General features: G+C 65.3%; 21 protein-coding genes. 9 read left to right on the top strand and 12 right to left on the bottom strand.

Annotation, left to right across the window (positions count from 1 at the left end; all coding sequences use genetic code 11):
* Nucleotides 1-173 precede the first annotated feature (173 nt).
* Entirely contained in the window at nt 174-1,283 is a 1,110-nt protein-coding gene (locus AC57B5_RS10650; RefSeq protein ID WP_012204334.1) for an S-(hydroxymethyl)glutathione dehydrogenase/class III alcohol dehydrogenase, read from the bottom strand.
* 238 nt (nt 1,284-1,521) lie between these two features.
* On the opposite strand from AC57B5_RS10650, the gene AC57B5_RS10645 reads away from it, so the two are divergent.
* A complete protein-coding gene (locus tag AC57B5_RS10645; RefSeq protein WP_012204335.1) occupies nt 1,522-2,559 on the top strand; it encodes a GlxA family transcriptional regulator in 1,038 nt (345 codons plus the stop codon).
* Nucleotides 2,560-2,570: 11 nt separating this feature from the next.
* Here the strand turns inward: AC57B5_RS10645 and AC57B5_RS10640 are convergent, their stop codons facing one another.
* The 10 genes from AC57B5_RS10640 to AC57B5_RS10595 form a co-directional block, all read right to left on the bottom strand.
* On the bottom strand, nt 2,571-3,887 hold the full coding sequence (locus tag AC57B5_RS10640) for a DEAD/DEAH box helicase (protein ID WP_496399480.1): 1,317 nt from the start codon (nt 3,885-3,887) through the stop codon (nt 2,571-2,573).
* A gap of 292 nt (nt 3,888-4,179) precedes the next feature.
* Entirely contained in the window at nt 4,180-4,692 is a 513-nt protein-coding gene (locus tag AC57B5_RS10635) for a hypothetical protein (protein ID WP_392412876.1), read from the bottom strand.
* The gene (locus AC57B5_RS10630; protein ID WP_496399479.1) at nt 4,689-5,351 is read right to left on the bottom strand and encodes a peptidoglycan recognition protein family protein; all 663 of its coding nucleotides are present in this window, start codon (nt 5,349-5,351) and stop codon (nt 4,689-4,691) included. The genes AC57B5_RS10635 and AC57B5_RS10630 overlap by 4 nt, the downstream gene beginning before the upstream one ends.
* Before the next feature lie 240 nt (nt 5,352-5,591).
* Entirely contained in the window at nt 5,592-6,902 is a 1,311-nt protein-coding gene (locus AC57B5_RS10625; RefSeq protein WP_012204342.1) for a citrate synthase, read from the bottom strand.
* A gap of 25 nt (nt 6,903-6,927) precedes the next feature.
* A complete protein-coding gene (locus tag AC57B5_RS10620) occupies nt 6,928-7,227 on the bottom strand; it encodes an FAD assembly factor SdhE (protein ID WP_012204343.1) in 300 nt (99 codons plus the stop codon).
* The gene (locus AC57B5_RS10615; RefSeq protein WP_012204344.1) at nt 7,227-7,931 is read right to left on the bottom strand and encodes a succinate dehydrogenase iron-sulfur subunit; all 705 of its coding nucleotides are present in this window, start codon (nt 7,929-7,931) and stop codon (nt 7,227-7,229) included. The genes AC57B5_RS10620 and AC57B5_RS10615 overlap by 1 nt, the downstream gene beginning before the upstream one ends.
* 27 nt (nt 7,932-7,958) lie before the next feature.
* Nucleotides 7,959-9,764 carry a succinate dehydrogenase flavoprotein subunit gene (gene sdhA / locus AC57B5_RS10610; RefSeq protein WP_012204345.1) on the bottom strand — a complete coding sequence of 602 codons (1,806 nt, stop codon included), beginning with the start codon at nt 9,762-9,764 and terminating at the stop codon, nt 7,959-7,961.
* Between the two features lie 33 nt (nt 9,765-9,797).
* Nucleotides 9,798-10,163, bottom strand: coding sequence for a succinate dehydrogenase, hydrophobic membrane anchor protein (gene sdhD, locus AC57B5_RS10605; protein WP_141829268.1), 366 nt, complete (start codon nt 10,161-10,163; stop codon nt 9,798-9,800).
* Between the two features lie 36 nt (nt 10,164-10,199).
* Nucleotides 10,200-10,622 carry a succinate dehydrogenase, cytochrome b556 subunit gene (gene sdhC / locus AC57B5_RS10600; protein ID WP_012204347.1) on the bottom strand — a complete coding sequence of 141 codons (423 nt, stop codon included), beginning with the start codon at nt 10,620-10,622 and terminating at the stop codon, nt 10,200-10,202.
* Nucleotides 10,623-10,756: 134 nt separating this feature from the next.
* Nucleotides 10,757-11,545, bottom strand: a complete 789-nt coding sequence (locus tag AC57B5_RS10595; protein ID WP_012204348.1) for a GntR family transcriptional regulator — start codon at nt 11,543-11,545, stop codon at nt 10,757-10,759.
* Between the two features lie 218 nt (nt 11,546-11,763).
* Between AC57B5_RS10595 and AC57B5_RS10590 the strand changes: the two genes are divergently transcribed.
* The 7 genes from AC57B5_RS10590 to AC57B5_RS10560 all read left to right on the top strand — a co-directional run bounded on the left by AC57B5_RS10590 (nt 11,764) and on the right by AC57B5_RS10560 (nt 18,568).
* Nucleotides 11,764-12,750: a malate dehydrogenase gene (locus AC57B5_RS10590; RefSeq protein WP_013803435.1), complete on the top strand. Its 987-nt coding sequence runs from the start codon at nt 11,764-11,766 to the stop codon at nt 12,748-12,750.
* Between the two features lie 14 nt (nt 12,751-12,764).
* Nucleotides 12,765-13,571 (top strand): trans-aconitate 2-methyltransferase, encoded by an 807-nt coding sequence (gene tam / locus AC57B5_RS10585; protein ID WP_013803434.1) that lies wholly within the window; start codon nt 12,765-12,767, stop codon nt 13,569-13,571.
* Nucleotides 13,568-14,587, top strand: a complete 1,020-nt coding sequence (locus AC57B5_RS10580) for an HpcH/HpaI aldolase/citrate lyase family protein (protein ID WP_012204351.1) — start codon at nt 13,568-13,570, stop codon at nt 14,585-14,587. Before tam ends, AC57B5_RS10580 begins: the two co-directional genes overlap by 4 nt.
* 31 nt (nt 14,588-14,618) lie before the next feature.
* Entirely contained in the window at nt 14,619-15,206 is a 588-nt protein-coding gene (locus tag AC57B5_RS10575) for a hypothetical protein (RefSeq protein ID WP_013803433.1), read from the top strand.
* 63 nt (nt 15,207-15,269) lie between these two features.
* Nucleotides 15,270-17,861, top strand: coding sequence for a bifunctional aconitate hydratase 2/2-methylisocitrate dehydratase (gene acnB / locus AC57B5_RS10570; protein ID WP_012204353.1), 2,592 nt, complete (start codon nt 15,270-15,272; stop codon nt 17,859-17,861).
* Nucleotides 17,862-18,008: 147 nt separating this feature from the next.
* Nucleotides 18,009-18,260, top strand: a complete 252-nt coding sequence (locus AC57B5_RS10565) for an antitoxin (RefSeq protein ID WP_012204354.1) — start codon at nt 18,009-18,011, stop codon at nt 18,258-18,260.
* Nucleotides 18,257-18,568 carry a type II toxin-antitoxin system RelE/ParE family toxin gene (locus AC57B5_RS10560; RefSeq protein WP_183021037.1) on the top strand — a complete coding sequence of 104 codons (312 nt, stop codon included), beginning with the start codon at nt 18,257-18,259 and terminating at the stop codon, nt 18,566-18,568. Before AC57B5_RS10565 ends, AC57B5_RS10560 begins: the two co-directional genes overlap by 4 nt.
* A 60-nt stretch (nt 18,569-18,628) precedes the next feature.
* Here AC57B5_RS10560 and AC57B5_RS10555 read toward each other — a convergent pair whose 3' ends face one another.
* Nucleotides 18,629-19,447 carry a helix-turn-helix domain-containing protein gene (locus AC57B5_RS10555; protein WP_496399478.1) on the bottom strand — a complete coding sequence of 273 codons (819 nt, stop codon included), beginning with the start codon at nt 19,445-19,447 and terminating at the stop codon, nt 18,629-18,631.
* A 131-nt stretch (nt 19,448-19,578) separates the two neighbouring features.
* On the opposite strand from AC57B5_RS10555, the gene AC57B5_RS10550 reads away from it, so the two are divergent.
* On the top strand, nt 19,579-20,001 hold the full coding sequence (locus tag AC57B5_RS10550) for a hypothetical protein (RefSeq protein WP_496399477.1): 423 nt from the start codon (nt 19,579-19,581) through the stop codon (nt 19,999-20,001).
* Nucleotides 20,002-20,004: the final 3 nt, after the last annotated feature.

Here is a 20,004-nt window from a genome sequence, read left to right as displayed (position 1 = left end):
GATGGGAGTTGATACGCTATACACGGTCAACGGCCCATGAAACTGGCGCTGCCCAGGCGAGAGGCGCCGAGCAAGAGCCGCCTCGCGGCGGGGGCGCCTAGCCGAGGGCGTCGTCCCCCTCCCTCGCGTAGCGAGTAGAGAGGGGGAAGGCGCGCAGCGCCTCAGGGGGAGCTTCAGTACACGACGACGGAGCGGATGGACTTGCCTTCGTGCATCAGGTCAAAAGCCTCGTTGATCTCCGGCAGGCCCATGGTGTGCGTGACGAAGGGGGCCAGCTGGATCTCGCCGCTCATGGCCTGCTCGACCATGCCGGGCAGCTCGCTGCGGCCCTTGACGCCGCCGAAGGCCGTGCCCAGCCACTTGCGGCCCGTCACCAGCTGGAAGGGGCGTGTGGAGATTTCCTGGCCCGCGCCGGCCACGCCGATGATGACCGACTGGCCCCAGCCGCGGTGCGCGCATTCCAGGGCGGCACGCATCACGTTGACGTTGCCGATGCACTCGAAGCTGTGGTCCACGCCCCAGCCTGTCATCTCGACGATGACCTGCTGGATGGGCTTGTCGAAATCCTTGGGATTCACGCAGTCGGTGGCGCCGAAGGTGCGGGCCAGGTCGAACTTGGAGGGGTTGGTGTCCACGGCGATGATGCGGCCGGCCTTGGCCAGCTTGGCGCCCTGGATCACGGCCAGGCCGATGCCGCCCAGGCCGAACACGGCCACGGTGTCGCCTTCCTGGACCTTGGCGGTGTTCTTGACGGCACCCAGGCCCGTGGTCACGCCGCAGCCCAGCAGGCAGACCTGCTCGGGGTTGGCATCGGGGTGGATCTTGGCCAGAGAGACTTCGGCGACCACGGTGTACTCGCTGAAGGTGGAGCAGCCCATGTAGTGGTAGATGGGCTCGCCGTTGTACGAAAAGCGCGTGGTGCCGTCGGGCATCACGCCCTTGCCCTGGGTGGCGCGCACGGAAACGCACAGGTTGGTCTTGCCGCTCTTGCAGAACAGGCATTCGCCGCATTCGGCGGTGTACAGCGGGATGACGTGGTCGCCGGGCTTGACGCTGGTCACGCCTTCGCCGACCTCGACGACGATGCCCGCGCCTTCATGGCCGAGCACGGCGGGGAAGATGCCTTCCGGGTCGTCGCCCGACAGCGTGAACGCGTCGGTGTGGCAGACGCCGGTGTGGGTGATCTTGATCAGGACCTCGCCCTTCTTCGGGGGGGCCACGTCGATCTCGACGATCTGCAGGGGTTCTCCAGCCTTGAAGGCGACGGCGGCTTTGGATTTCATGGGCGTGTCTTTCTGTCGGGGTGGCTCAGGAACGGCAGTGCGCGCGCTCCGCGAAGCCTTGAATGTAGGCCATGGCCGGGCGGCCCGGCCGCATCATGGCCGCAGCCCCAGGTGATATGTCCGAATCTGAGGGGTGCGGCCGGCTTCGGCCGGGCCTGCTGGCCGTGGGTGCTTGCGTCTTTTCGTATAGTCCGCCCCATTCTTTCCACCCTGACCGCCTCCGAGCCCGCCGTTTCCCATGGACCACCGCCACGCCAGCGCCCACCGCATCGATCTTGTCGTCTACCCCGGCTTCAAGGCGCTGGAGGCCATAGGGCCCATGTCGGTGTTCGACTATGCCAACGTGCACCTGCGCGCGCGCGGCCAGAGCGACGGCTACGAGGTGCGCGTGGTCTCGCAACGGCAAGGGCCCGTGCGCTCGGACACGCTGATGTCGCTGGAGGCCACGCATACGCTGGCCGGGCTGGAGGCTGCAGGCATGGGCTGCACCGTGGTCGTCGTGGGCTCGCGCCATATCGAGCAGGTGCTGGGCGGCTCGGCCGAGCTGGTCGCCTGGCTGGGCCGCGTGGCGCCGCGCGTGCAGCGGCTGATTGCGCTGTGCTCGGGCAGCTTCTTCCTGGCCGAGGCGGGCTTGCTGGACGGCCGGCGCGCGGCCACGCACTGGAGCGTGACGGCGCAACTGGCCCAGCGCCATCCGCGCGTGCAGGTCGATGCCGATGCCATCTACCTGCGCGAGGAAATCCGCGATGGCGCAGGCAGCCGCCAGCTGTGGACCTCGGCCGGCGTGACGGCCGGCATCGACCTGGCCCTGGCCGTGGTGGAGGAGGATTTCGGCCACGCGCTGGCGCTGGAGGTGGCGCGTGACCTGGTCATGTATCTCAAGCGCCCCGGCGGCCAGTCGCAGTTCAGCGTGCCGCTGGCGGCCCAGGCAGCGCAGCACGGCGGCGTGCAGGCCGTGCAGCAGTGGGTGATGGCCCATCTGGCCGAGCCCCTGACCCTTGCTCAGATGGCCGAGCAGGCGCACATGAGTGAGCGGCACCTGCGCCGCGTGTTCCAGCAGGAAACCGGGCAAAGCCCCACGGCCTTTGTGGAGAGCGCGCGGCTGGAGGCGGCCAAGCAACTGCTGGAAAGCCAGGCCCATCTGCCGCTCAAGACCGTGGCCGCGCGCGTGGGCCTGGGCTCGGAGCAGGCGCTGCGCCACCTGTTCGTGCGCCACCTGGGCATTACCCCGGTGGCGTACCGGGATCGCTTTGGCGGGCGCGGCGGCGCGGGCTGAACCGGAAACGCTCAGTTCTTTTTTGCGGTCTCGGCTGCTTCGGCGGCCGCGGCGCGCAGCTTGTCCTTCTTGCTGGGGCGGCGGCCCTTGATGCCGCCGTTGCCGTCCTGCGCCACCGGAGGCGGCGGCACGGGCTCGGTGGGCTCGAAGCCCGGCAACTGCTCCAGTTCAAGGTCCAGCTGGTTGCGCTTGCAGATCAGCGCCCAGTGCGCCTGGTCGGCCGGCGTCACGAAGCTGATGGCCGTGCCGTCCTCGCCCGCGCGGCCCGTGCGGCCGATGCGGTGCACATAGTCGGTGGCCGAGCGCGGCAGGTCGTAGTTGACGACCAGGGGCAGCTGGGTGATGTCGATGCCGCGCGCCGCCAGGTCGGTGGTGATCATCACCTGCCAGCGCTTGGCCTTGAAGTCGGCCAGCGCTTCCTTGCGTGCGCCCTGGCTCAGGTCGCCATGGAAGGCCGTGGCAAAGATGCCGGCCTTGTAGAGCTTTTCAGCCACCAGTTCGGCCGTGTGCCGCGTGGCCACGAAGACCAGGGCACGTTCGAGCGTGACAGGGTCGGTGCCCGCAGCGGTGTCGCCCTGCACCAGCTGGCGCAGCAATTGCGTGCGGCGGGCGCGGTCCACGGCAATGGCGCGCTGGGTGATGCTTTGCGGGCTGGCGGCATCCTGGCCTTCGGCGGCATCGACGCGGGCTTGAACGGGATCGTGCAGCAGGTCCGTGGCCAGCGATTGCACGGCATCGGGATAGGTGGCCGAGAACAGCAGGGTCTGGCGTTGCTTCGGCAGCAGGGCCAGCACGCGCTGCAGCTCGTCCTGGAAGCCCAGGTCCAGCAGGCGGTCGGCCTCGTCCAGCACCAGGTGGCGCACGGCGGACAGGCGCACGGCGTTGTGCTCCACCAGGTCCAGCAGGCGGCCCGGCGTGGCCACCAGGAAATCGGCACTGCCGCGCAGCATCATCATCTGCGGGTTGATGGACACGCCGCCATAGACCACGCCGATGCGCGGCGGCTGCTTGAGCGCGCGGCCCAGGCCGGACAGCGTCTCGCCGACCTGCTGGGCCAGCTCGCGCGTGGGCACCACGATCAGCGTGGTCAGGGTTCGCACAAAGCCGCCCTGGGCACCCTGGGCCTTGCCGCCATCCATCCAGCGCTGCAGCAGCGGCAGCAGGTAGGCGGCCGTCTTGCCCGAGCCCGTGGGCGCACAGGCCCAGAGGTCGCGGCCCGCAAGCACGGGGGCGATGGACTGGGTCTGTATGGGCGTGGGATCGACCAGGCCCAGGTCTTGGAGGCTGGAGACCAGCGCCGGGCTCAGGCCGAGGGAGGCAAAGTTCATGGTGTGCAGGGAGTGGCTGGGGCCGGAACCCCGGCGCAAGAAAGGGCCGGCCACGAGGGCCGGGGGGGCATTGTCGGCGAAACCGCGCCGCTGCGTGAAGCAGGGGGCTTGGCCCCGGCGCTCAGGCCAGGCGGCGCAGCCGGCCAGCAGGTCGTTCACCAGGCCGCCAGCCGTTGCAGCCGGGTCGGTGGAGCGTGCCTGAGCGGCTATCTGGCATCGGCCGCACGAAGCGTTGAGTAAAGCGTCAGAGCCATTGCCAAAACCGGCGCGCAAGAGAAGACCAGACCGTGACTCAAGGCGGGAGCCGGCCCAGCCTCTTCAGCTCCTTGAGCCGCCTTTCCGTGGCGCGGTCCAAGGCGTCTTGCAGCAGGTGCATCTTGCGTTTGTTGCAAGGAGCGCAGTCGTAGTAGCGTGAGGGCACTCCAAGGGGTTCAAGCTTCCTGTTCGCCTCGAAGATTCTGATTCGCCCTGTTGGCTCGATATCCATGACGATGATCTTTCCGCTCTTGAACGTGACGGACGCACCTCCGGAGCATCCGGATCTATCCATGTTTTCTTCGCTGAAATAGGCTTTTTCCGAAATTCGGCGTATATGCTGCAATGCATATCGCACATCCTCCTCGGTCAGGATCACATCGTCGCAATCGAGCCATTTTTTATCCTCCCAAGCGGGGTTGCTTGATGAGGGGGCGAAGATATTGATTTTCTGGATGTTCTTTGCAGAATACCGGGCGTCAGCAGCATGAATCGGCGAGGCCATGACCATCGCTGAAGTTATTGCCCAAAAAAATTGGTGGTACTTCATGGTGTGTTCGCAGGAAGGTTCCAGTTTGCACCTTCTGCTTCGGTCAGATTTTTCCAACTTACCTCGGGATGTTTGAAGACTTCACCGGGCGACAGTTGCATGGAGTCCTGCAGTGCTTCAACAAGCCATGTCAGTGACCGGTTCTGAGCTTGGGTCGGGGCGGGATAGAGGCCGCGCTCTCCTCGCAATCGCTCGGGGGGCAAATCCGCTTCGTTGGAGGAAGGTTTGAACCCCTTCGGCAACTCCGCTCGGCCGACCATCTCGATACCTATGGCCTCCATATTGCTCGGATAGCGTTCTCCAGGAGCCTTCAGCATCTCGATGCGGTGTACCCCTTTTGCCTTCAGTCCTTCATAGTCCCTGGCCTTGCATTTCCCCACAAGCAGGCATCTCGCCTTCAGCGGGCCCACATGGTTGGCACGCTGATAGATGGCCGCAGTCTGGTAGATGGTGCCGTCCTTGTCGATCAGGAAGTGCGCCCCATTGGCCTTCGGGTTCCTGTAGCTGTTGAGCGAAGACTGGGCCGTGTTGGCATCGGTCTGGTGCACGACGATGCCGGTGATGGCGGCGGTCCGCTTTCCTCTCTCGATGGCGGGGCTGCGCGCATTCCTGACGCGCGCATGGATGAGCATTCCGTCCTTGTTGATTTCGACAAGCATGTGAGTCCCGGGGTTGCGTTGAATGGCAGCGGGCATTGCGCTGCGGCTCCATCCCGTTTGAGGGAGGGTCAACGGCCACCTTAAGGTGGATAGGCTCAATCAATGGGCATGCCACGATAGGGAAAATGGTGTTCCTAGGACTGGTGCGGCCTTCTGGAGCGGTGGGCTCGCAAATGAAAAAAGCCCCATGCAAAGGCATGGGGCTTTTGGGGGCCGGGCCGCTGAGGCCCGGACCTGCGATCAGCGCTGGCCGATCGGCTTGACGTCGCGGGACACGGAGCCCGTGAACAGCTGGCGGGGACGGCCGATCTTGTACTCGGGGTCGGCCATCTGCTCGTTGAGCTGGGCGATCCAGCCCACGGTGCGGGCCAGGGCGAAGATGCCGGTGAACAGGTTCACGGGCACGCCGATGGCGCGCTGCACGATGCCGGAGTAGAAGTCCACGTTCGGGTAGAGCTTGCGCTGCACGAAGTAGTCGTCTTCCAGGGCGATCTTCTCGACTTCCTTGGCCAGGGCGAACAGGGGGTCCTTTTCCAGGCCCAGTTCGGCCAGCACTTCATTGCAGGTTTCCTGCATGAGCTTGGCGCGGGGGTCGTAGTTCTTGTAGACGCGGTGGCCGAAGCCCATCAGCTTGACGCCGCTGTTCTTGTCCTTGACCTGTTCCATGAACTCGCCGACCTTGGCAACGCCGCCGTTGGCCTGCAGGTATTCCAGCATGTTCAGGCAGGCTTCGTTGGCGCCGCCGTGGGCAGGGCCCCACAGGCAGGCCACGCCGGCCGAGATGGCGGCGAAGGGGTTGGTGCCCGACGAGCCGCACAGGCGCACGGTGGAGGTGGAGGCGTTTTGCTCGTGGTCTGCGTGCAGGATGAAGATGCGGTCCAGCGCGCGCTCGACCACGGGGTTCACCTTGAACTCCTCGCAGGGGTTGCCGAACATCATGCGCATGAAGTTGCCGGCGTAGCTCAGGTCGTTCTTGGGGTACATGTACGGCGCACCGATGCCGTACTTGTAGGCCATGGAGACCAGCGTGGGCATCTTGGCGATCAGGCGGATCGCGGCGATGTCGCGGTGCTCGGCGTTGTTGATGTCCATGTTGTCGTGGTAGAAGGCCGACATGCCGCCGACCAGACCCGTCAGGACGGCCATGGGGTGGGCGTCACGGCGGAAACCACGCAGGAAGAACTGCATCTGCTCGTTGACCATAGTGTGCTTGGTCACGCGCTCGACGAAGTCGGCCTTCTCGGACTCGTTGGGCAGCTCGCCGTACAGCAGCAGGTAACAGGTCTCGAGGTAGTCGCAGTTCTTGGCCAGCTGCTCGATGGGGTAGCCACGGTACAGCAGCTCGCCCTTGTCGCCATCGATGTAGGTGATGGCGGACTGGCACGAGGCGGTAGAGAGGAAGCCCGGGTCATAGGTGAACATGCCGGTCTGCGCGTACAGCTTGCGGATGTCCACCACGTCGGGACCGACGTTGCCCTGGTAGACGGGCAGCTCGACGCTGGGAGCGCCGTTGCTGAATGACAGCGTTGCTTTGTTGTCTGCGAGTTTCATTTCCAAACTTCCTTCTCTAGATTGCCTAGCCTACTAGCGGGAGAGAACCGGGCTTGCGCTTGCGCACCAGTTCCAGAACTTCCCTGATTTCTTGGGTATCGAGTTCACCTTCAGGCTCCTTGCGGCGCAAGAAGAGGTCCATCAGGTCGTTGTCTGCCAGGTCCATCAAGGCAGACAGACCGCTCGCGTGTCTCCGCGTGAGCTGGTCTCCGTAGGTGGCGAAGAACTGCGCGATGAACAGGTCGTTCTCGACCAGGCCACGCCGGCAGCGCCAGCGCAGCAGGTCTCGCTCGCGTTCGTCGAGCAGAGTATTCGTCATGGTCATCAGATGGCCCGGCGGACCATCAGTTCCTTGATCTTGCCAATGGCCTGCGTGGGGTTCAGGTGCTTGGGGCACACGTCCACGCAGTTCATGATGGTGTGGCAACGGAAGAGGCGGTACGGATCTTCCAGGTTGTCAAGGCGGTCACCCGTGGCCTCGTCGCGGCTGTCCGCGATGAAGCGGTAGGCCTGCAGCAGGCCGGCCGGGCCCACGAACTTGTCGGGGTTCCACCAGAAGCTGGGGCAGCTGGTGGAGCAGCTGGCGCACAGAATGCACTCGTACAGGCCGTTGAGCTCTTCGCGCTCTTCAGGCGACTGCAGGCGTTCCTTGGTGGGAGACGCGAAGCTGTCGTTCTGCAGGTACGGCTTGATCGAGTGGTACTGCTTGAAGAACTGCGTCATGTCCACGATCAGGTCGCGGATCACGGGCAGGCCGGGCAGGGGCTTGAGAACGATGTCGCCCTGCAGGGTCTTCATGTTCGTCAGGCAGGCCAGGCCGTTCTTGCCATTGATGTTCATCGCGTCCGAGCCGCACACGCCTTCGCGGCAGGAGCGGCGGAACGAGATGGAGGGGTCCATCTCCTTGAGCTTGACCAGGGCGTCCAGCAGCATGCGCTCGTGGCCGTCCAGCTCGACCTCGACGGTCTGCATGTAGGGCTTGGCATCCTTGTCCGGGTCGTAGCGGTAGATCTTGAAAGTGCGCTTCATTTGTCTGTTCTCTCGTGGGCTGCTGGATTAGAACGTGCGGACCTTGGGCGGCACGCTGTCCACCGTGAGGGGCTTCAGGTTCACGGGCTTGTAGTCCAGGCTGTTGGTGGCGCTGTACCACAGGGTGTGCTTGAGCCATTCCTTGTCATTGCGGCCCAGCGGGAACTCGGCGTGGTCGGCAGGATGCTCGTAGTCGTACACGGTGTGGGCGCCGCGGCATTCGTGGCGGGCAGCGGCCGAGATCATGGTGGCCTGGGCCACTTCGATCAGGTTGTCCACTTCCAGCGCTTCCATGCGGGCGGTGTTCCAGACCTTGGACTTGTCCTTGAGGGTCACGGAGCCCACGCGTTCGCGGATGGCGTTGATCTTGACTTCGCCTTCGTCCATGCTCTTTTGCGTGCGGAACACGCCGGCATGCTGCTGCATGGTGGCGCGGATGTCGCCAGCCAGGTCCTGGGCGTAGGTGCCTTCCTTGGAGTCGTCGAGCTGGTTCAGGCGCGTGAGCGTGCGCTCGGAGCCATCGGCCGGCACGGCCTTGTGGTCGCCGAAGCCGTTGACGAACTGCACGATGTGCTTGCCGGCCGACTTGCCGAAGACCAGCAGGTCCAGCAGCGAGTTCGTGCCCAGGCGGTTGGCGCCGTGCACCGACACGCAGGAGCATTCGCCCACGGCATAGAGGCCATTGACCACGTTGTTCTGCTGGCCGTCCCACACCACGACCTGGCCGTTGATGTTGGTGGGAATGCCGCCCATCTGGTAGTGGATGGTGGGCACCACGGGAATCGGTTCCTTGGTGATGTCCACGTTGGCGAAGTTGTGGCCGATCTCTTCCACCGAAGGCAGGCGCTTGCGGATGGTGTCTGCACCCAGGTGGTCCAGCTTCATCAGGATGTAGTCCTTGTTGGGACCACAGCCACGGCCTTCCTTGATTTCCTGGTCCATGGAGCGGGACACGAAGTCACGCGGTGCCAGATCCTTCAGCGTGGGAGCGTAGCGCTCCATGAAGCGTTCGCCTTCGCTGTTGAGCAGGATGGCGCCTTCGCCACGGCAGCCTTCGGTCAGCAGCACGCCCGCGCCGGCCACGCCGGTGGGGTGGAACTGCCAGAACTCCATGTCCTGCAGCGGGATGCCTGCGCGTGCAGCCATGCCCAGGCCGTCGCCGGTGTTGATGAAGGCATTGGTCGATGCCTGGAAGATGCGGCCTGCGCCACCCGTGGCCAGCAGCACGGCCTTGGCGTGCAGCTCGTACAGGTCGCCGGTTTCCAGTTCGATGGCGGTCACGCCGACCACGTCGCCCTGGGTGTTGCGGATCAGGTCCAGCGCCATCCACTCCACGAAGAAGTTGGTCTTGGACTTGACGTTCTGCTGGTACAGCGTGTGCAGCATGGCGTGGCCGGTACGGTCGGCCGCGGCGCAGGCGCGCTGCACGGGCTTTTCACCGTAGTTGGCCGTGTGGCCGCCGAAGGGACGCTGGTAGATGGTGCCGTCGGGGTTGCGGTCGAACGGCATGCCGAAGTGTTCCAGCTCGATCACGACGTTGGGCGCTTCGCGGCACATGAACTCGATCGCATCCTGGTCGCCGAGCCAGTCGGAGCCCTTGATGGTGTCGTAGAAGTGGTAGTGCCAGTTGTCCTCGCTCATGTTGCCCAGCGAAGCGGACACGCCGCCTTGCGCAGCCACGGTGTGCGAGCGCGTGGGGAAGACCTTGGACAGTGAGGCCACGGACAGGCCGGCGCGCGACAGTTCCAGCGCGGCACGCAGGCCGGAGCCGCCAGCGCCGACGATGACGACGTCAAACTTGCGCTTGGTGATGTTTGCTTTGGAGTAGCTCATTCTTAACCTTCAATCGTGGAGACCGAGTCTCTATCAGATACGCCACAGGATCTGGATGCCCCAGCCGGCGCAGCCGACGAGCCAGACCAGGGTGAAAACGTTCAGCACCAGGCGCAGGCCCACGGGCTTGACGTAGTCCATACAGATGTCGCGTACGCCGACCCAGACGTGCCAGGCCAGCGAGACGATCACGGCGAAGGTCAGGAACTTCATCCACTGCGGGGCAAAGATGCCGGCCCACAGGTCATAGCCGACGGAGCCGGTGCTGAAGATCAGCTTGGCCAGCAGCACGATGGTGAACAGTGCCATCAGCACGCCGGTGACGCGCTGCACCATCCAGTCGCGGATGCCGTAGTGCGCACCGACCACGGTGCGCTTGGAGCCGTAATTCACGGACATGGTTCTTTTTCCTTATCGTGAGGGAGAGATCGTGAATCAGTACAGGCCGAACAGCTTGGCACCCAGGATCAGGGTCAGGCCAACGCTCAGGACCAGCACCACCAGGGCCGAGGACTTGCCGAACTGCTTGTTGACGGCGTGGTGGTTCACATCCATGAACAGGTGGCGGACGCCGGCGCAAAAGTGGTGCAGGTAGGCCCAGATCAATGCCAGGCACACGAGCTTGAGGAACCATCCGAAGGGACCCGCGAAAACCGAGGTGAAGCCGTCGAAGGAGATCTCCGAAGTCAGCGACATGTCCATCATCCACAGGATGAAAGGCAGCAGGATGAACATCAGCAGGCCGCTGATGCGGTGCAGGATGGACACGATGCCGGCCGGCGGCAACCGGTAGGTGGGGAGGTCCTTGAAGAAGTTGATGTTGCGGAACTCTGGCCGCTTTTTGGCTTGCTCAGTCATGGCAGGGTACTTTCGTGGATGTAACTGCTTCGTAATCGCTCAGGGGCGGCGATGCAAAATTCTATTGCAATGCAATAAAAACAGCTTTGCTGGGAATTGCGTATTTTCGCCCGCTTCTCTGGGGAACGGATCGTTCAGCTCAGCGCGTTGCGGTAGTGATGGGTGTCGGTGCGGTACAGGCCACGGCGTAACTCCATGGGAACATCGTTGTATGTGTAAGCGGTGCGCTCCACGCTCAGCAGAGGCGTGGTGCTGGGGACATCCAGCAGCAGGGCCTGTTCTGCCTCGGGCAGGACGGCGCGGATCTTTTCGTCGGCGCGCACCATGCGCACGCCGTAGTCCAGCTCGAACATGGCGTAGGTGGGGCCCTGGTAGGCGGACATCTGCTCGGCGGTCAGGCCCTTGAAGGCGTGGCCCGGCAGCCAGATGTCTTCCAAAATGGTCGGGATTGCGGAGAACGACAGCACGCGGCGCACATGCATCACGGCGTCGCCGCTGCGCAGCGCCAGGCCGCGCGCCACGTCCGCCGATGCGCGCAGGCGCCGGCAGTCGATGATGCGGCGCTCGGCACGGCCCTCGCCCTGCTGGTCGCCGCCGTCGGGCTGCAGCTTGAGAAAGCGGTACTGCACATGCTGGGCCGCGTGGGTGGCCACGAAGGTGCCCTTGCCCTGGCGGCGCATCACCAGGTTCTCCGCGGCCAGCTCGTCGATGGCCTTGCGCACCGTGCCCTGGCTCACGCGAAAGCGCGCGGCCAGCTCCATCTCGCTGGGAATCAGTTCGCCGGGCCGCCATTCGCCTGCTTCAAGGCTCTGCAGTATCAGTCCCTTGATCTGCTGATACAAAGGGCTGAAGGCCGGGGTCGATGCGCCCGCGCCGATGGTGGGAGCGGCGTTGTCTGAGGCGAGGGGAGGCAGGACTGGCATGGAAAAGTTCGGGGTGGGGAGGCTCCCGGCGACGCAGATGAAAGACTTGGAAACAGACGTCGATCATATCTTATATAAGACATAAGACAAATTGACCGGGCTTCGAAATCGGGAGTACACTTTCGCGTTGTTTGCGGAGCACGGGCTGCTGGTTTCTGACGCTGGTGCGACCTGGCGCCGATAACACCTGATTTTTTCCCCATCCCTGGAGTTTCATCATGAGCAAGAAGCCCGTTCGTGTCGCCGTCACCGGTGCCGCCGGTCAAATTGGTTACGCCCTGCTGTTCCGCATCGCCTCCGGCGAAATGCTGGGTAAGGACCAGCCCGTCATTCTGCAACTGCTGGAGATTCCCGACGAGAAGGCCCAGAACGCGCTCAAGGGCGTGATCATGGAACTCGAAGACTGCGCCTTCCCCCTGCTGGCCGGCATCGAAGCCCACTCCGACCCCCTGCAAGCCTTCAAGGACACCGACTACGCCCTGCTGGTCGGCGCGCGTCCCCGCGGCCCCGGCATGGAACGTGCCGACCTGCTGGCTGCCAACGCACAGATCTTCACGGCCCAGGGCAAGGCGCTGAACGCCGCTGCCTCGCGCAACGTGAAGGTGCTGGTCGTCGGCAACCCCGCCAACACCAACGCCTACATCGCCATGAAGTCGGCTCCGGACCTGCCGGCCAAGAACTTCACGGCCATGCTGCGCCTGGACCACAACCGCGCTGCATCGCAGCTGGCTGCCAAGGCCGGCTTCAAGGTGGGCGACATCCGCAAGCTGACCGTCTGGGGCAACCACTCGCCCACGATGTACGCCGACTACCGCTTCGCTACCGTCAACGGTGAAAGCGTCAAGGCCAAGATCAACGACCAGGCCTGGAACAAGGACGTGTTCCTGCCCACCGTCGGCAAGCGTGGCGCCGCCATCATTGCCGCCCGTGGCCTGTCCTCGGCTGCCTCGGCTGCCAACGCTGCCATCGACCACATGCGCGACTGGGCCCTGGGCTCGGGCGGCGAATGGGTCACCATGGGCGTGCCCTCCAACGGCGAATACGGCATCCCCGCCGGCATCGTCTTCGGCTTCCCGGTCACCACCGAGAACGGCGAGTACAAGATCGTCGAAGGCCTGGAAATCGACGCCTTCTCGCAAGAGTGCATCGACAAGACCCTGGCCGAGCTGCAAGGCGAACAGGACGGCGTCAAGCACCTGCTGTAAGCCGCCGGCAAGCCATGCTCGACTGGAATCCCGCGCTTTACCTGCGTTTCGCCAATGAGCGTACGCGCCCCGCAGCCGAGCTGCTGGCGCGTGTGCCCTTGGCCCAGGCCCGCCATGTGGTGGACCTGGGATGCGGGCCGGGCAATTCCACCGAGCTGCTTGCACAGCGCTATGCCGGTGCCACGATCACCGGCATAGACAACTCCCAGGCGATGCTGGCCACCGCGCGCCAGCATCTGCCTGAGGCCCGCTTCGCGCTGGCCGACATTGCTTCCTGGACGCCCGCCCCCGGCGAGAGCGCTCCCGACCTGATTTATGCCAATGCCTCCCTCCAGTGGGTGGGGGAGCATGAAACGCTGATACCCCGCCTGTTCGCCCAACTGGCGCCAGGGGGCGTGCTGGCGATACAGATGCCCGACAACCGGCAGGAGGCCACGCACCGCGTGATGCGCGAGATCGCCAGCCTGCCCAAGTTTGCCGCCTACATCGGCGACGCCGCCAAGGTGCGTGCCGACATCCTGCCCATCCGCAGCTACTACGACCTGTTGGCCGGCCCGCAGGAGCAGGCCGGCGTCGAGGCCGGCGCCGTCGATGTCTGGCACACCGTCTACCAGCATCCGATGGACTCGGCCGGCGCAATCGTCCAGTGGCTGCGCGGCACCGGCCTCAAGCCCTTCGTCGAGGGCCTGCCCGAAGCCCTGCAGGCCGACTTCCTCACCGAATACGAAAACCGCGTGGACGCCGCCTACGGCGTGCGCGCCGACGGCCGGCGCCTGCTGGCCTTCCCCCGCCTGTTCATCGTCGCCCAGCGCAAGCCATGACCGCCGCCACGTCCACACCCTCTCGCGCACACCCGGCCCAGGTGCTGCTCGATGCGCAGGGCGGTGCCCTGCACCTGCCCGTCTGTGACCACTACAGCGGCGTGGAAGTGCGCATGCGCAAGAGTCTGCAGCTGCAGGCCGAGATGATGGCCGAGTTCGGCACCTGCGTCTTCGACGTCACGCTGGACTGCGAAGATGGCGCCCCCGTGGGCCAGGAGGCGGCCCATGCGCGCCTGGTGGCCTCGCTGGCGCGCGATGCCGCGCCCGGTGCCCGCGTGGCTGCGCGCGTGCATGCCGTGGACCACGCCAGCTTCGCGCAGGACCTGGACATCATCGTCGGCGAGGCCGGCGACCGCCTGTGCCACCTCATGCTGCCCAAGGTTGAAAGCGTGGACGACGTGCTGCTGGCCGAGCGGCATCTGGGTCGCCTGGGCTGCCGCGAACTGCCGCTGCATGTGCTCATCGAGTCGCCCGCCGCCGTGCACCGTGCCTTCGACATTGCCGCGCACCCGCGCGTGCAGAGCATTTCCTTCGGCCTGATGGACTTCGTCTCGGCCCATGGCGGCGCGATTCCTGCCTCGGCCATGGGCTCGGCCGGACAGTTCGACCATCCGCTGGTCGTGCGTGCCAAGCTGGAGATCGCAGCCGCCTGCCACGCGCACGGCAAGGTGCCTTCGCACTGCGTGGTCACCGAGTTCAGGAATCCACAGGCGCTGCAGGCCGCTGCCACACAGGCGTCACGGCGGCTCGGCTATACCCGCATGTGGAGCATCCACCCGGACCAGATCCGTCCCATCCTCGCCGCCTTCGCGCCCCAGGCCGACGAAGTGGCGCAGGCCGCACAAATACTTACCGCCGCCGAGGCCGCCGATTGGGCGCCCGTCAGCGTGGATGGTGTATTACATGACCGGGCGAGCTACCGCTATTTCTGGCAGTTGCTCACACGTGCCCACCAGACCGGCCAGGCGCTGCCCCCACAGGTGCAGCCCTGGTTTGCATCAGAATCACTTGCTTAGCCCACACCGGGAATTTGCAGGAGCCCAACGTATGAAGACAGCTATCGCCTCCATCCTGATCGCAGCCCCCTTGCTGGCCATGGGCCTGGGTGCCAGCGCCGCCGAGCCCGCCACCGCAAAGAAGGCACCGGCCAAGGCCGCTGCCAAGCCTGCGGCCAAGAAGGCCCCCGCCAAGAAGGCCACCACGGCCAAGGCCGCTGCCGGCGCTGCCGCCGTCGGCGGTGCGGCCGCCGTCGCAACTGCTGCCCAACAGCCGCTGTCCGCCGAAGACCTGGCCATTTCCGAGCGCGTGCACACCGGCCGCATCCCCTGCGAGCTGGGCGCCTTCGTCAATGTGACGGCCGACCAGGCCAACCCGGGTTACTTCAACATCGACGGCAAGGGCTTCAAGTACCACATGTCGCCCGTCAAGACCTCGACCGGCACCGTGCGCCTGGAAGACAAGCATGCCGGCGCCGTCTGGCTGCAGATCGCCAACAAATCGATGCTCATGAACCAGAAGGTCGGCCAGCGCCTGGCCGACGAATGCATGAGCCCCGATCAGCTTCAGGTGGCCGAGGCCATCAAGAAGAACCCGCCTCCCAGCCTGCTGGAAGCACCCAAGCCCGCCGGCCAGTAATCCAGGCCCGGACCTGAGCGTCCCGCAAGCAGCCCCACTTTAGAAAACCATGGAGAGAGAATCATGTTGAAAGCCTACCGTGACCACGTGGCCGAACGCGCCGCGCTCGGTATCCCCCCGCTGCCGCTGGAAGCCAAGCAGGTTGCCGAACTGATCGAGCTGATCAAGAACCCGCCCGCTGGCGAGGACGCCTTCCTGCTCGACCTGCTCACGCACCGCGTTCCTCCGGGCGTGGACGATGCCGCCAAGGTCAAGGCCAGCTTCCTGGCAGCCGTGGCCCACGGTGACATCCAGGTGGCTCTCATCTCCAAGGCCAAGGCCACCGAGCTGCTGGGCACCATGGTGGGCGGCTACAACGTGCATCCCCTGATCGAGCTGCTGGACGACGCCGAAGTCGCCGGCGTGGCCGCCGATGCGCTGAAGAAGACGCTGCTGATGTTCGACTTCTTCAACGACGTGGCCACCAAGGCCAAGGCCGGCAACGCCAAGGCCCAGGAAGTCATGAAGAGCTGGGCTGACGCCGAGTGGTTCACCTCGCGCCCCGAAGTGGACAAGAAGATCACCGTCACCGTCTTCAAGGTGCCCGGCGAGACCAACACCGACGACCTGTCGCCCGCGCCCGATGCCTGGAGCCGTCCGGACATCCCGCTGCACTACCTGGCCATGCTCAAGAACACCCGTCCCGACGCGGCCTTCAAGCCCGAGGAAGACGGCAAGCGCGGCCCGATGCAGTTCATCGACGACCTCAAGAAGAAGGGCCACCTGGTCGCCTACGTGGGCGACGTGGTCGGCACCGGCTCCTCGCGCAAGTCGGCCACCAACTCCATCGTCTGGGCCACGGGCCAGGACATCCCCTTCGTGCCCAACAAGCGCTTCGGCGGCGTGACCCTGGGCGGCAAGATCGCTCCCATCTTCTTCAACACGCAGGAAGATTCGGGCTCGCTGCCCATCGAAGTCGATGTCACCAAGCTGGAAATGGGCGACGTCATCGACGTGCTGCCCTATGACGGCAAGCTGGTCAAGAACGGCGAAACCGTGGCCGAGTTCCAGCTCAAGAGCGACGTGCTGTTCGACGAAGTGCGCGCCGGCGGCCGCATCAACCTGATCATCGGCCGTTCGCTGACCGCCAAGGCCCGCGAATTCCTGGGCCTGTCTGCCTCCACCGTGTTCCGCCTGCCCCAGGCGCCCGCTGCTTCGAACGCCGGCTTCACGCTGGCCCAGAAGATGGTCGGCCGCGCCGTCGGCCTGCCGGAAGGCCAGGGCGTGCGCCCCGGTACCTACTGCGAGCCGCGCATGACCACCGTGGGTTCGCAGGACACCACCGGCCCCATGACCCGCGACGAGCTCAAGGACCTGGCCTGCCTGGGCTTCTCGGCCGACATGGTCATGCAGTCCTTCTGCCACACGGCCGCCTACCCCAAGCCCGTGGACGTCAAGACCCACCGCGAGCTGCCTGCCTTCATCAGCAACCGCGGCGGCGTGGCCCTGCGTCCCGGTGACGGCGTGATCCACTCCTGGCTCAACCGCCTGCTGCTGCCCGACACCGTGGGCACGGGCGGTGACTCGCACACGCGCTTCCCCATCGGCATCTCCTTCCCCGCAGGTTCCGGCCTGGTGGCCTTCGGCGCCGCCACGGGCGTGATGCCCCTGGACATGCCCGAGTCCGTGCTCGTGCGCTTCAAGGGCGAAATGCAGCCCGGCGTCACCCTGCGTGACCTCGTGCATGCCATTCCCCTGTACGCCATCAAGGCAGGCGCACTGACCGTGGCCAAGGCCGGCAAGAAGAACATCTTCTCGGGCCGCATCCTGGAAATCGAAGGTCTGCCCGACCTGAAGGTGGAACAGGCCTTCGAGCTGTCCGACGCCTCGGCCGAGCGCTCGGCTGCCGGCTGCACGATCAAGCTCAACCCCGAGCCGATCAAGGAGTACCTGACCTCGAACATCGTTCTGATGAAGAACATGATCGCCGACGGCTACGCCGACGCCAAGACGCTGCAGCGCCGCATCGAGAAGGTCGAAGCCTGGCTGGCCAAGCCCGACCTGCTCGAAGCCGACAAGGACGCCGAATACGCTGCCGTGTTCGAGATCGACCTGGCCGACATCAAGGAACCCATCGTCTGCTGCCCCAACGATCCCGATGACGCCAAGTTCCTGTCCGAAGTGGCCGGCACCAAGATCGATGAAGCCTTCATCGGTTCGTGCATGACCAACATCGGCCACTTCCGCGCAGCAGCCAAGCTGCTGGGCGGCCAGCGCGACATCCCCGTCAAGCTGTGGGTGGCTCCGCCCACCAAGATGGACCAGAACGAGCTGATCAAGGAAGGCCACTACGCCGCCTTCGGCACGGCCGGTGCCCGCACCGAAATGCCGGGCTGCTCGCTGTGCATGGGCAACCAGGCCCAGGTCCGCGAAGGCGCGACGGTGATCTCCACCTCGACCCGCAACTTCCCCAACCGCCTGGGCAAGAACACCAACGTGTTCCTGGGCTCGGCCGAGCTGGCTGCCATCGCATCGCGCCTGGGCAAGCTGCCCACCAAGGAGGAGTACCTCAAGGAAATGGGCGTGATCGATGCCGACAAGTCCAGCGTCTACCGCTACATGAACTTCGACCAGATCGAAGAGTACGCGGACGTGGCCAGGGGCGTGAGCGCCTGAGTCCGGCCTGATCCGGCTCCATGAGCAAAGCCCGCTTCGGCGGGCTTTGTCTTTTGCGATGGGTCTGTCTGGGCATCTGGCATGTCTGCAAGCATGCTTTTGAGCATGTGCTAACGTGGAAACCAAGTGAACCAGTGGAGCCTCGCCATGAGCCGCCTGACCATCGACATGACCCCGCAGCAGCACCAAAGCCTCCAGGCGTCTGCCGCGTTGCAGGGCAAAACGATCGAGCAATACACGCTTGAGCGGCTGTTTCCCGGCGACGCGGATGCCGGTCAGGCGTGGCAGGAACTGGCGGCCGTGCTGGGAGAGCGCATCAATGAAGGACTTGCTGGCAAGGTCTCCGGCAAGAGCATTGGCGAGATTCTTGATGAAGAACTGGGCGAGGGGCGGCGTTGAGACATTACCGGCTCACCGCTGCGGCAGAAGCCGACCTGCGCGGCATCATCCGCCATACGCGCAGGCAATGGGGCGATGAACAGGTAAGGCAATACATCAGTGCATTGGAGCGGGGGATTGCCGGCCTGGTGGCAGGAAAGGCAGGCGTCAAGGACCTCGGCGAAGTCTTCCCCGGCTTGCGCGTGGCCCGTTGCGAACATCACCATGTGTTTTGCCTGCTGCGCGAAGATGCGCCCGCCTTGGTGGTCGCCATACTGCACGAGCGCATGGATTTGATGGCGCGGCTTGCCGACAGGCTCAAGCCTTGAGGCAGTGCACGCTGGAGTCTCCGTTGGAGGCCCGCTTGGGTGGGCTTCCTGCCTTCTGGATCAATTCGCCTTCCTCAACCGCCCCAGCACCTCCTGCGTCTGCGCATCCGCTGGAAAGAACGACTCCACGGCCAGCTCCTGCAGCGTCACATCCACCGGCGTGCCGAAGATGGTGATGGTGCTGATGAAGTTCAGCCGGCCATGGTCGGTGTCCAGCGCGAAGGGCACGGCGATGTGGCTGGCGGGTGCTGCGCCATGCGAGTCCGCTTCATCTTCCTTGAACGGGTAGGCGGCAATCTCGTCGTGCAGCGTCTGCAGCTGCGCATCCGACGTGGCGGCAATCTGCTGCTGCAGGCGGTGCAGCAGATGCGCGCGCCAATGGGCTGCGTTGGCCAGGCGCGGGCCCAGGCCTTCGGGGTGCAGGCTCAGGCGCAGCACATTGACGGGTGGCTCCAGCAGCCAGGGCGCCACGCCGGCCAGCAGCAGCGGCACGATGGCGTTGGCGGCCACCAGGTTCCAGTGCCGGTCCACGGCCAGGGCGGGATTGGGTTCATGGCCCTTGAGCACCAGGTCCACGGCCTGGCGCGCGGCGGCCAGGTCAGGGTGGTCCAGCGGCCGGGCCTGGTACATGGGCGCATAGCCTGCGGCCACCAGCAGGGCATTGCGCTCGCGCAGCGGCACGCCCAGGCGCTCCACCAGGCGCAGCACCATCTCGCGGCTGGGCTGGGCGCGGCCGGTTTCCACATAGCTCAGGTGGCGCGTGGAGATCTCGGCCTCCAGCGCCAGGCCCTGCTGGCTCAGGCGGCGGTGCTGGCGCCAGTGGCGCAGATGGTCGCCGAAGGGCGAGCGCGCGGACGGGGGATGGGCGGTGGAGGTCATGGCCCGCATCGTAGCGGCGGGGCCGGCGTGGCGGCCATGACCTGCGAGGTTATCGACCCTGTGCAGCCTGCGGCGGACCATGCAGTCCATGGCATGCACGGTGTGTGCCTGTTGCTCTCAAGGAGTTCGCCATGTCGATGTTTGCTTCCCCCCGTTTCCTGCCCCGCGTGATGTGGGCCGATGCTGCTTCCTGCGCCGCCTCGGGCGCCTTGCAACTGGTGGCGGGGCAGCCGCTGTCGGATGTGACGGGGTTGCCTCTGGCGCTGCTGCAGTCCACAGGCTGGTTTTTGCTGGGCTATGCGCTGCTGGCTGCGTGGATGGCGGCGCGCTCGCCTGTGCCGCGGCGGTTGATCGGGCTGGTCGTTGTGGGGAATTTGGGGTGGGCTGTGGGCTGTGTTGCGCTGCTGGCGTTTGGTGGGTTGGGGTTGTCTGCCTGGGGGGGGGCGTGGGTGTTGGCTCAGGCGTTGGTGGTTGTGGTGTTGGCTGAGTTGCAGTGGACTGGGTTGCGGCGCACGCGCGATGTGGTTGGCGGTGCGCGTGTTGCCATGTCATGACTA

It is taken from the genome of Delftia sp. BGA-UO-ETr-SB1, from assembly GCF_059567865.1.
The sequence above is the reverse complement of the archived record's forward strand: the minus strand, read 5'-3'. Positions and strand labels throughout refer to the sequence as shown.

What these genes read in the sequence shown, in the direction of transcription:
- sdhC (WP_012204347.1), bottom strand. Translation starts at nt 10,622, where the DNA reads ATGACTGAGCAAGCCAAAAAGCGGCCAGAGTTCCGCAACATCAACTTC.
- sdhA (WP_012204345.1), bottom strand. Translation starts at nt 9,764, where the DNA reads ATGAGCTACTCCAAAGCAAACATCACCAAGCGCAAGTTTGACGTCGTC.
- AC57B5_RS10595 (WP_012204348.1), bottom strand. Translation starts at nt 11,545, where the DNA reads ATGCCAGTCCTGCCTCCCCTCGCCTCAGACAACGCCGCTCCCACCATC.
- AC57B5_RS10580 (WP_012204351.1), top strand. Translation starts at nt 13,568, where the DNA reads ATGACCGCCGCCACGTCCACACCCTCTCGCGCACACCCGGCCCAGGTG.
- AC57B5_RS10645 (WP_012204335.1), top strand. Translation starts at nt 1,522, where the DNA reads ATGGACCACCGCCACGCCAGCGCCCACCGCATCGATCTTGTCGTCTAC.
- AC57B5_RS10565 (WP_012204354.1), top strand. Translation starts at nt 18,009, where the DNA reads ATGAGCCGCCTGACCATCGACATGACCCCGCAGCAGCACCAAAGCCTC.
- AC57B5_RS10635 (WP_392412876.1), bottom strand. Translation starts at nt 4,692, where the DNA reads ATGAAGTACCACCAATTTTTTTGGGCAATAACTTCAGCGATGGTCATG.
- AC57B5_RS10550 (WP_496399477.1), top strand. Translation starts at nt 19,579, where the DNA reads ATGTCGATGTTTGCTTCCCCCCGTTTCCTGCCCCGCGTGATGTGGGCC.
- AC57B5_RS10630 (WP_496399479.1), bottom strand. Translation starts at nt 5,351, where the DNA reads ATGCTTGTCGAAATCAACAAGGACGGAATGCTCATCCATGCGCGCGTC.
- sdhD (WP_141829268.1), bottom strand. Translation starts at nt 10,163, where the DNA reads ATGTCCGTGAATTACGGCTCCAAGCGCACCGTGGTCGGTGCGCACTAC.
- acnB (WP_012204353.1), top strand. Translation starts at nt 15,270, where the DNA reads ATGTTGAAAGCCTACCGTGACCACGTGGCCGAACGCGCCGCGCTCGGT.
- AC57B5_RS10650 (WP_012204334.1), bottom strand. Translation starts at nt 1,283, where the DNA reads ATGAAATCCAAAGCCGCCGTCGCCTTCAAGGCTGGAGAACCCCTGCAG.
- tam (WP_013803434.1), top strand. Translation starts at nt 12,765, where the DNA reads ATGCTCGACTGGAATCCCGCGCTTTACCTGCGTTTCGCCAATGAGCGT.
- AC57B5_RS10590 (WP_013803435.1), top strand. Translation starts at nt 11,764, where the DNA reads ATGAGCAAGAAGCCCGTTCGTGTCGCCGTCACCGGTGCCGCCGGTCAA.
- AC57B5_RS10640 (WP_496399480.1), bottom strand. Translation starts at nt 3,887, where the DNA reads ATGAACTTTGCCTCCCTCGGCCTGAGCCCGGCGCTGGTCTCCAGCCTC.
- AC57B5_RS10625 (WP_012204342.1), bottom strand. Translation starts at nt 6,902, where the DNA reads ATGAAACTCGCAGACAACAAAGCAACGCTGTCATTCAGCAACGGCGCT.
- AC57B5_RS10615 (WP_012204344.1), bottom strand. Translation starts at nt 7,931, where the DNA reads ATGAAGCGCACTTTCAAGATCTACCGCTACGACCCGGACAAGGATGCC.
- AC57B5_RS10575 (WP_013803433.1), top strand. Translation starts at nt 14,619, where the DNA reads ATGAAGACAGCTATCGCCTCCATCCTGATCGCAGCCCCCTTGCTGGCC.
- AC57B5_RS10620 (WP_012204343.1), bottom strand. Translation starts at nt 7,227, where the DNA reads ATGACCATGACGAATACTCTGCTCGACGAACGCGAGCGAGACCTGCTG.
- AC57B5_RS10555 (WP_496399478.1), bottom strand. Translation starts at nt 19,447, where the DNA reads ATGACCTCCACCGCCCATCCCCCGTCCGCGCGCTCGCCCTTCGGCGAC.